Below are 10,307 nucleotides of genomic sequence, written 5' to 3' on the forward strand. Positions count from 1 at the left end.
CAATCTTCACGTCCTGTGAAGTATCCGGCTGCCGACATCACGTCGGCAGTCCCGTTTCGCTTCCTCGCCTTCACCGGCTATGGCAACCATTCACTCTATGTCGCTTACGCCAACATATCGGTACGGGTAGAAACAAGGGCCAGGAACCATTTTATAGCGGTAGTAAGGGGTGCTTGAGGAGGGGATTCTTCGGTCGCCTGCGTCGATCTCCCCCCCCTGTCATTCCGAGCAAGCGGTGTTTAACAAGAACACCAACATAAAGCTTTAGAGAAAAATGGCGTGGAAACGGTAACACCGGAGTGAAAAAATAGCGCCGCGAGGAATCTCGGGCAGAGGAAAACGCTGTGCTTTACGGGGAAAAAGACCAGGAACCATTTTATAGCGGTAGTAAGGAGTGCTTGAGGAGGGGATTCTTCGGTCGCCCCAAAAAACAGGGCTCCCTCAGAATGACAGTACTAGAAAGACAGTCGCCGGAATGGCACAATACCGGGGAAGGAATGCGGCGCCCCCCCCCCTGTCATTCCGAGCAAGCGGTGTTTAACAAGAATACCAACATGAAGCTTTAGAGAAAAATGGCGTGGAAACGGTAACACCGGAGTGAAAGAATAGCGCCGCGAGGAATCTGACAGGTATGGCTGAATGACAGGTAATATGTCCTTTTGGCGCCGGAATGTCCCGTTACTTGAAATAAAATATGCCTCCATTGGTCTGGAGGCAAGGGTTTTGGATCAAAGAAAGGCCTGCCTGCAATTCAGCAGGCGTACAGCAAAACGCAAAATCTATTGTTGTTCCGTGAATGGTTCCGCCGTTTCGGATGTGTCCGCGGGGAAAACGTCTTCCTGCCGGCGCCGAAAAGAGGGTTGGTCTTCAATTTCCCGCCAGCCAAAATAGCTCAACACACCAAGAATCAGGGCTATGATTCCCCACAGGAAAAGATCGTAATACCCCGTAGGATAAGCAACAACCAGCGAAACCAGAGCAGCCAGCCCGAACACGACTATGGAAACAAACGGCTTGGCCAGCACAAACGCTGCCCCGACACCGAACATCAGAGCAACGAGCCTTCCCACCGCACCCCCGCGGGAGAGGGCCAGGTCTTCAAAGGTTTCACCCCCGATTCCAACCAGATATGCCTGCACCAGGATGATAGCCAGAAAAATCAAAGCCAGAACCAGAACAGCTTTTCTCATTAGATTAACCATCCCTCCCAAATTTTCGCTGGTGAAATTTGATATCCTGCCGGGCGGATATCCACAGCAATTATACCGCAAAGAATGCTTGCCGAATAGTAGAAAATATTCAACATTTATCAATATTTTTCTCTGCCCGGTTGGCATTGTACAAATGCCGTACGGGTTGCCATTCTTACGGACAAGTATAACTTAAATAAAAAAAACCGTCAACACCAAAAATTCCCTTCCCGGCAGGGAAATAAACCCTTCCGGGATCCGGCTAAGTTATGTTTATGAATGAAAAGATTGGGTATGACTGTTACTTTTATTTTCCTTTCGTTTTTGTGGAATTTTCGACCGCTTTGGTGTATGATAAATGGTGATGAATGGAGCCAGAATGTAACGTTGTTGCAGTCATAACAGCAATGCGGGCGTGGCGGAACTGGCAGACGCGCTGGACTTAGGATCCAGTGGGATGATTTTCCCTTGGAGGTTCAAATCCTCTCGCCCGCACCATTTTTCTCGATGGTTTGATCGTATTTCCCCACGACTGGACAATCGGGGTGCCTTACATCCCGTGCCCCTGTAGTTGAATTTTACCTGCACCGGATCTTTCAGCATGCCAGCCACACCCTGCACCAGTGGCCTGAAGTGCGAGCTGGCAACCATGACCGGCGAATAGTGATCACATCCGCTAGATACCGTACATCTGATAACCGATACGTTTGAAACCCTGTTTTTTGGCAACCAGGTCAAGGTGCAAGGTGGACCAGTCTGTCAGCGCCGCCAATTCCTGGCCTTCACCGATGTAGGTTTTCAGGTAGCCTTCGCATTCTTTACAGGTGTCGACGCGCAGATCCGGTTCTTCATCCAGCCCGATTATTTCCAATGTTTTTTGATCTTCATTGCCGCAATAGGGGCATCCCATCCGCTTGAAACGCCAATGCATCTGGCAACATCCACAGATCAGGTTGCGTTCCCGCCCTTTTTCTGTTTTCAGCAAATGGGCCATGGCCGGAAGCTGGCCGCAGACCGGGCAGTAGCCCCTGAGCCATGGATCTTCTTCCAGCAACATGGACACTTTCTCTTTCAGAGGTTCCAGAACATGTGAAAGGGCTTTCCAGACCAGAAACAGAAGGAATCCTTCGCTGACTTCACCCAGGTCCTTCTTGCTGTCTTTGACGCTGCTGTCCTTCACGGCCTCGGCCACGAGGCAGCCGACCAGGTCTTCTTTCTCTGCAAATGCCGCCTTGACCTGTAGAGATTGTGTGATGATTTGACCCGGCAAGGATGCCGTGACCAGGGCATCGATCATTTTGACAATGAGGTTTTCCACTTCCTTCATGAATCCTTCGAGGTTTTCACCCGTTTTAAGAATTGGAATACCTCTTTTGAATTCTTCCAGAACACCTTCTCCCGGGACGTAGGGTGTAACAGCTTCGCCGCCACTTTTCTTGATCACCGCTTCGATTATTTTCTGCAACTGTGCAATTTCTTTGAGATAGGGGCGTTCCCGGACCCAATCCTCGATTGTTACGTCCAATCCGTCCAATTTGAAACCTCCTTTGCTACAATAGCCGGGGACAGGCCTCAAACTTTCAGGCCTGCCCCCGGATAGTTCACCTGTGTTCCATCGGCAGTACGGATAGGGATAAGTGTCTGTCCCGAAATCCTTACCCGGCCAAGGGCAAGAAGAACCGCCTCTTCAGAGGTAAAGGTTATGCCTTGCTGATATTGACCAGGCAGGCTTTGGTTTCCTGGATGAAGGTGTTGGGATCGCCTGCATCAATGGTCAGCAGGTTGGTACTTGGCTTTCTGCTCAAGCCTTTGTGACCCCAGTTGTAAGGCATCCAGACCACTTCCACCTCTTTGCCGTTAATAACCATTGTATTCATGCGGGAGGTAACGTGGGCTTTCACCACTACCTCACCGCGTGCCGACCAGACCTTGACTTCTTCCCCATTATCAACCCCGAGCTTCTCGGCCAGACTCTTCGACATCTCGCAAATCGGCTCCGGATAGAGTTCATTCAGCCACGGCAGGTTGCGGGTAACTGACCCTGCACACCAGTGTTCGGTAAGGCTGGATGTGCACAGCACATAGGGGTAATCATCTGTTGTGCCGATGGGCTGCCATTCCTCTACACGCGGATATTTCACACACGGATTGTAATGTACCTCCGGGTGCATGATATTCGCCGTGGGGCTCTCTACCGGTTCATAGAACTCCGGTACAGGGCCATCCGCCGGTGTCGAGGATGTGTCCCGCGGTAAATCCGAATCGGGAAGGGGATCCTGATAAAATCCCGACAGGAGGCGGCCAACACCCTCTCCGGACATCCTGAAAGGCCGTTGCCCGTTGGGAGTGCTGGGCCCATCATTCACATTGGGAACGTCCGGCGTATCATGCCCGGTCCAGATCCCTTTTGCTTCGTCCCACCAGATTACCGCTTTTTCTTCATCGTAAGGACGGCCATTGGCATCACAGGAGGCACGGTTGTACAACACATGCATGTTCCCCGGCCAGCTCCATGCAAAGCCGGGATAGATGCCCAGCCCGCTCGGGTCTGTCTGGTTGTCCTTTCTCTTGGTATTATTCTGATTATTGGCATAAACTCCGGGATAAACCCAGCATCCGGACGAGGTTGTTCCATCAGGCTTCAGCTCCCCGATGCCCTTGAGAAGTTCGCCGGTTTCCAGGTTGTAACCGTTGATTTCCTTCAGGACTTCTTCCGCAAAGGTGATATTGTCCGAGTTGTCGTAGTCCCATGTAGCTTTCTTGAATATCTCGTCTTTTTTCTCGGTGGAATCGGCATAAAGTTCCCTTACCTTCCTGAAGATAAGGTCAAGGATCTCCAGGTCCGGCTTGGAGTCTCCCACGGGATCGATACCCGTGTAACGCCATTGCACCATTCGGCCGGAATTTATGAGGGAGCCTTCCCTTTCAAGGAAAGATGCCGCCGGCAGAAAGATGACTTCGGTGTCGATGGTCGTGGGGTCAACCCCGGGGCGTTCTTCCCAGAAGGATGCCGTTTCAATATCAAACAGGTCTTGAACTACCACCATCTCCATTTTTTCAAGCCCCGCCTGCACCAGGTTGAGGTTCGGTTGGGTAACCAGGGGGTTCTGCCCCACGCAGAAGAGAAACTTTACCTCGTCTTCCAGAGCTTTTTCAAAGTAGCTGAATACGGAATAATTTGCTTTCCCATTTTTCTTGGGCAGCAAGTTGAAGCAGTAATCGTTCTCCGGTTGTGCATGTTCCCCGAACCATGCCTTCATCAGGTTTATCAGGAAATTGCGGCGGAAAGTTCCCGATGAGGTTGTCCAGGTATCGATATCCTGAACATTGTGGTTGGGATAGCCCAGATAGCCCGGCAGATAGCCGAACAGGCAGGCCATGTCTGTCGAACCCTGAACATTGGGCTCACCGCGCAGAGCGTTGATACCGCTGCCCGGTTTCCCCACGTTCCCCAGAAGGAGCTGCAAAACTCCAAAGGCACGGATGTTCTGCACACCAACAGTGTGCTGGGTCATCCCCAGGGCATACATTACTGTTCCGGGACGGTTTGCAACCAGGGTGTCCGCAACATTCTTGATCTCTTCTTCCGAAGCACCCGAAATGGCAGAAGCTGTTTTGAAATCGTAACGTTTGAAAAATTCTTTTATCTTGCTGAAGACGCACCTTGGATCATCCAGGCTCTCCGCCTTGAGAGGTTTTTTCTCACCGTCCAGGGCATATCCCCAGGATTTGTTATTGTAACTGCGCGTTTCGGGATTGTAACCCGAGAAAAGACCATCGCTGAAATCAAATTCTTCATTGGCAATCAGCAATGCGTTGGTGTGGTTGAGCACAAAATCCTCATCATAGAGTTTTTCGGTCAGGATATAGTTGATGATGGAGTTCAGAAAAGCGATATCGGTTCCGGGCCTTATACGCACGAAAATATCCGCTATCGCTGAAGTTCTTGTAAAACGCGGGTCGACGTGAATAACCTTGGCACCATTTTTCTTGGCTTCCATCACCCATTTCATGGACATGGGGTGGTTCTCGGCAGCATTGCTACCCTCGATCAGGAATGCCCTGGCATTCTTCAAATCGATCCAGTTATTGGTCATGGCACCGCGTCCGAATGAGGCCCCCAAACTGGCGACCGTAGGACTGTGTCAGACACGTGCCTGGTGCTCCAGGTATGGTGACCCCATTATCCGGGCCATCTTTGTAAACAGATAACATTCTTCGTTGTTAACCTGAGCACCGCCGAGGAAAGCCAACGCATCGGTGCGATTGACCGGATAGGTTTCGCCGTCCACCGTTTCCTCGGCAATCCAATTTTCATCACGAAGTTCTTTTATCTTCCGGGCGACCTTGTCGATAGCCTCGTCCCAGCCAATCTCTTCCCAATGATTGCTGCCCGGAGCACGATACAACGGGGTTTTGACACGCTCGGGAGAATTGACCACCTCGTAACAGGCCGCCCCCTTGCTGCAGAGCGCCCCCTCGTTGATGATGTGGTCCGGATCTCCCTCCAGGTTGATAAGTTTTCCATCTTTTACGTGGCAGATCATACCGCATGAACACGAACAAAAGTTACAAATAGAAGTGTACTCCTTGGCGCCGTGAATTTTGAATTCGTTCGATGCCGCTTCAATTTGCCCCACATTAAAGCCCATCTGAGACAAGGCCAGCCCGGCGCCCGTCGCTCCAACCAACTTGAGAAAATCTCGACGTTTTAGCTTCAAACCTAACCCCTCCTAAAAAATTTATTATCCGCCATAAATAATATCAATTATATCCTAACTTACTTTGTACTGACAGACAACCCCCCTTCATCACCTTCGTGCGTTCCTTTTCCAACTGTAAATAATTCCAAATTCGAATACTTTCAGAATTGTATCAATAAAAGCCAATAATGTCAATACTCGCAATCGTGTTGAATCATGAAGCTTTTCGAGCACCCGGTTCAACCCGGATCCGGCAAACGGATGGCCAACCATGATTTCCAGCAGGGTTTCCGATTTCATTTTCCGTTTGCTGCCCCGGCAACAGTTTTGAGCCAGAGATTGCGCCGCACAACACGAACATCAACCGCCCGTCGGCTTCCGCAAGGAAAAGCAAAATAATCAAGATTCCCCGGTGGCCCGGTTTGCATCCGAATCCCTGTTTTTACCCTGTTATTATTATCTTCACCTGCTCCCCCCTTTTCAAGCCGGAAGAACCTTTTTCGATATCAATGTAACAATTGGTGCCAAGAACACTTTTCAAGCTGCCCGGGGACTGCTCCGCTTCGATTATCCTTACCTCTGCTTCCCCATTTTCCTTCTGCGTGAATTGCCCGCGCAGAAATCTGCGAATGGGGCTGCTTTTTTCAAAGTCGTTCTGCAATATCGCCCGCATACTCTTCATTTTCAATGCATGGTTATGTGTGATGCTTCTCAAAAAAGGAAAAAGGAGCAGATCAAGAGTTACGGATGCCGCCAGGGGATTGCCGGAGAGGCTGATCACGGGTTTTCCTTTCAACACGGTGAAAAGGGCAGGGGAGCCGGGCTTGATATTTACCCTCCAGAAAATTTTTTCCGCCCCCAGAGCTTCCATGACCCCCATCATGTAGTCTTTTTCGCCTACCGATACGCCCCCCGTGCTAACAATAAAATCCACCCTGTCAACCATCTCCGCGATGGTATCTGCAATAACCTGGCGATCATCACCGAGGCTGATACCGGGCAACACTTCCACACCGCATTCCCGAAGGCGGCAGGCAATGGTATAAAAATTGCTGTCGTATACCTGGCCTGTCATCAAATCGAGCCCCGGTTCGACCAACTCATCGCCGGTACTGATCACCGCGGTAACCGGCTTGCGATATACGGTTATGGCACTTGAACCCAAACTGGCCAGAACCCCGATCTCGGCGGCTCCGAGCAGTGTGTTTTTTGAGAGGACGGTGGCCCCCTTTTTAAAACTCTCGCCCTGGAAACAGTAATTGTCCCATGGCCGCAACTGTTTCAAGATTTCAACCTGCCGGCCCGCAGCACCCGCCCGGGCGTCTTCCTGCCTGATGACGCAGTCTGCCCCGTCGGGAATGGGGGAACCGGTCATCAGCCGGACCGCCGTCCCGGGGGTCACTTTTTTGCGGGAGTAGATTCCGGCGTAAATGGCATCGATGACTTCCAGACGAACCGGTGCAAGAGGGGCTGCCCCCTCCGTGTCTTCAGCACGCAAGGCATATCCATCCAGCGGAGAACGGTTAAATGGAGGCTGATCCATGGGGGCGCGGACGTCTTCAGCCAGCACCCGCCCGAGTGCCTCCGGCAAGGCGACTGTTTCCGGCCCGGCAGGAATGGCTCTTTCTTCGATCAATTGCCGGGCTTTTTCCAGTTCTATTCCTTCCATCATGTTAGAAACTACCTTTCCCAAAACTGCATGCCGGGTAGATACAGCTGCTACATCCAAGGCAAAATCCTCCATGCCCGTGCATGGCGATATCTTCTGCCGTTATTTTTTCCTGAACCAGCAATCGGGGCAGAAAAATGTCAAAAACCGAGTTTTTGAAGAAGATCATGCCGCCGGGAAGCCCCAGTATGGGTACCCGCCCGTGGTAGGCAAGCAAGAATGTGGCCCCGGGGAGAATTGGGGCACCATAGGATACTATCTTTCCACCTGCCTTCACGATGGCGGAGGGGGTCAGATCATCGGGGTCAACCGACATCCCCCCGGTACACAAAATCATGTCGGCCCCCATGGCCAGATATTTTTTGATGGAAGCGACAATCTCGTCTTCTTTATCGGGAACGATTGTCTGCCCCAGAAGTTCAGAACCAAAGGATTCTATCTTGCCTCGCAACAAAGGACCGAACCTGTCTTTTACAATGCCTTCAAAAACCTCATTTCCGGTGGTAACCAGGCCCACCTCGAGTTTCCTGTAGGGAAGCAGACGCATTATTTTACGCTGCCCTGCTATTTCTTCCGCTTTTTTGATCACATCCCCATTGATAAGCAGCGGTATCGCCCGGGTAGCACCGACTTTCTGGCCTTTTTTCACGGGAAAATTGTTGTGCACGGTAGATACAATTACCTTGCCGAGCATGTTGATGGCCAACAAAAGTTCTGTATCAACCTTGAGCAAGCCATCATGGTCGGCGCTGAAGACCACCTTGCCCTCCTTGATCGGACCGGAATTCAGGCCTTCCCCGGCAACGATTTTTTCAAGCCTTGCTGCGGCTTCATCCTCGTGAAGAAAGCCTTCTTTGTCTTCCCACACATAGATATGCTCTCTCCCCATGGAAATCAAAACGGGGATATCCTCTTTCCTGATGACATCCCCCTTTTTGAACCTTCGCCCCTTGAATTTCCCGGGTATGATCTGTGTCATATCGTGGCATATGACTGTTCCTACCGCGTTCCTTACCGGGATCTGTTTCATCGTCTTCCTCCTGGTCCTGGACCACGTAGCGCCGATATACAGTGTTACCGGGCCCTTTTCAAGACCCCGACGGAAATCCCATGTTAGCATGCTACAAAACAATCGATCCAGGATAGTTCATGCGTGAATGAACAATGATCCTGAAAACAATTATTCGAATACTTTCTGAATTTTATCAATAAATGAACACCCTGTCAACATCAGAACTCTCCGTTGGAGCCGGGGGCAACAACATTCCCCGGGCCGGCCGGATCTGCCGGATCGGATTCTTCCAGTTTGAACAGGGGCAAGATCGCCAGTAGCATCAGAAAAGAGGCGACAATGATAATGATGGGCGTGGGAATATAGGCCACCTGCCCCTCGATAATGGTCTTGATACCGAACATGCGGGAAAGGATCCCGCCAATAATCGGCCCGGGAACCATGGTGAAAGCCACGTTGAAAAGAGTCATGTAACCGGCAAATTCCCCCCGTTTCTCTTCGGGAAAGAGGTCCTTGCTCCAGGCCCCGGTGGCAATGCTCCAGACGTTGCCCGCTCCAAAAGCAACGATGCCCACGGCTGCAAGAAAGATCAGATTGCGTGTCAAGGCAAAGGAAAATAGTGCGGCTGACTGGAGGATCACCGCAACGAGGGCAACTTTCTTGCGGCCAACTCTGTCGATCAACATACCGGCGGGGAAGGAGAGGGCCACTCCGCCGATGAAGATGGCCAGAAACAGGAGCAGCGTGGAATGGGTCAGGTTGAGCTTCAGGTAATGGTTCATGTAGATGAGCAGAAAGGGGAAGAAGACGTTGAAGGACATCCCCCACAGGGCCATGGCCAGAAGGACGCGGAAAAGACTTTTCTGCTCGCGGATGAAATCGCGCCTGAACGTACCCACGATTCTTTCCCATACGGTACCCCGGCCCGGAAACATCGTGGAAACAGGCGTGTCCCGGTCATCGACCAGGGCCCCGCCCCAGAGCCCCAGCACGAATACAAGCAAACCCACCCCGCCAAAGAAATGGTAATAGCCAAAGTTATCGATGACCACCCCCGACAGGCCGTAGGTCAGCAGGATGGCCAGGGCTGTTCCCACGGCAAGAAGGCCCTGGGCACGCCCCCGGGTTTTCCTGGTGGTGATATCGGTCATGTAGGCATTGTACGCCGCATCATAGGCAGTGGAACCGAAAAATGTCATGAGGCAGTCCAGCAATATGAGCACCCATGCGGCCAGCAGTGCCGGTTTGATCATCCCGGCACCGGGGATAACGATGATGGATATGCCCCAGATCAGATAACCAAAAAAAAGAAAAGGCTTCCGGCGGCCCAGCTTGTCGGAGAAGGCACCCATGAAAATTGACGTTATGGTGGCCACCACCGCCGAGGAAGCAACCATGATGGAAACATAGAGCGGATCAGGGATAATACGGTCGTACATGAAGGTATTGAAAAATTGGTTCTCAACGGCCCATGCCACCTGGCCGGCAAATCCCAGTAGAAATATGGAAAGCCATTTCTTTCTGGACATACTGCGTACCTCGAATTGGCGGATTATAATTCAATATTAATGCAGTAACGAGCAAAGAGCAAATCGTGCCGGAATGTGGACGGTGTCAACCTACTTTAGGAAAAAAGAGAGAACCCCGTAATTTTTAACACACTTTTTTATCTATCAAACTTTTAATAGCTTCCCTGGTGAAACTGAAGCCTCCCTGCAGTAACGGCATGTTTC

The 10,307-nt window shown here is 51.3% G+C and carries 7 protein-coding genes and 1 tRNA gene; 2 read left to right on the forward strand and 6 right to left on the reverse strand.

The window, feature by feature from the left end:
• The coding region (locus tag GX364_09400; protein ID NLI71064.1) for a hypothetical protein at positions 1-177 on the forward strand (177 nt) is incomplete at its 5' end.
• A gap of 602 nt (positions 178-779) precedes the next feature.
• On the opposite strand, the gene GX364_09405 is transcribed toward GX364_09400, so the two are convergent.
• Positions 780-1,190: a hypothetical protein gene (locus GX364_09405; GenBank protein NLI71065.1), complete on the reverse strand. Its 411-nt coding sequence runs from the start codon at positions 1,188-1,190 to the stop codon at positions 780-782.
• 409 nt (positions 1,191-1,599) lie between these two features.
• On the opposite strand from GX364_09405, the gene GX364_09410 reads away from it, so the two are divergent.
• Positions 1,600-1,688 (forward strand) — tRNA-Leu (locus tag GX364_09410).
• Between the two features lie 178 nt (positions 1,689-1,866).
• Here the strand turns inward: GX364_09410 and GX364_09415 are convergent.
• The 5 genes from GX364_09415 to GX364_09435 all read right to left on the reverse strand — a co-directional run bounded on the left by GX364_09415 (position 1,867) and on the right by GX364_09435 (position 10,103).
• Positions 1,867-2,724, reverse strand: a complete 858-nt coding sequence (locus GX364_09415; protein NLI71066.1) for a formate dehydrogenase accessory protein FdhE — start codon at positions 2,722-2,724, stop codon at positions 1,867-1,869.
• 166 nt (positions 2,725-2,890) lie between these two features.
• Positions 2,891-5,911 carry a formate dehydrogenase-N subunit alpha gene (gene fdnG, locus GX364_09420; protein NLI71067.1) on the reverse strand — a complete coding sequence of 1,007 codons (3,021 nt, stop codon included), beginning with the start codon at positions 5,909-5,911 and terminating at the stop codon, positions 2,891-2,893.
• A 424-nt stretch (positions 5,912-6,335) separates the two neighbouring features.
• Entirely contained in the window at positions 6,336-7,622 is a 1,287-nt protein-coding gene (locus GX364_09425) for a molybdopterin molybdotransferase MoeA (protein NLI71068.1), read from the reverse strand.
• Entirely contained in the window at positions 7,567-8,592 is a 1,026-nt protein-coding gene (locus GX364_09430; GenBank protein NLI71069.1) for a molybdopterin-binding protein, read from the reverse strand. The genes GX364_09425 and GX364_09430 overlap by 56 nt, the downstream gene beginning before the upstream one ends.
• A gap of 200 nt (positions 8,593-8,792) precedes the next feature.
• Positions 8,793-10,103 (reverse strand): MFS transporter, encoded by a 1,311-nt coding sequence (locus tag GX364_09435; protein NLI71070.1) that lies wholly within the window; start codon positions 10,101-10,103, stop codon positions 8,793-8,795.
• Positions 10,104-10,307: the final 204 nt, after the last annotated feature.

Source organism: Bacillota bacterium, from assembly GCA_012518215.1.
GTDB lineage: Bacteria > Bacillota > Dethiobacteria > DTU022 > PWGO01 > JAAYSV01.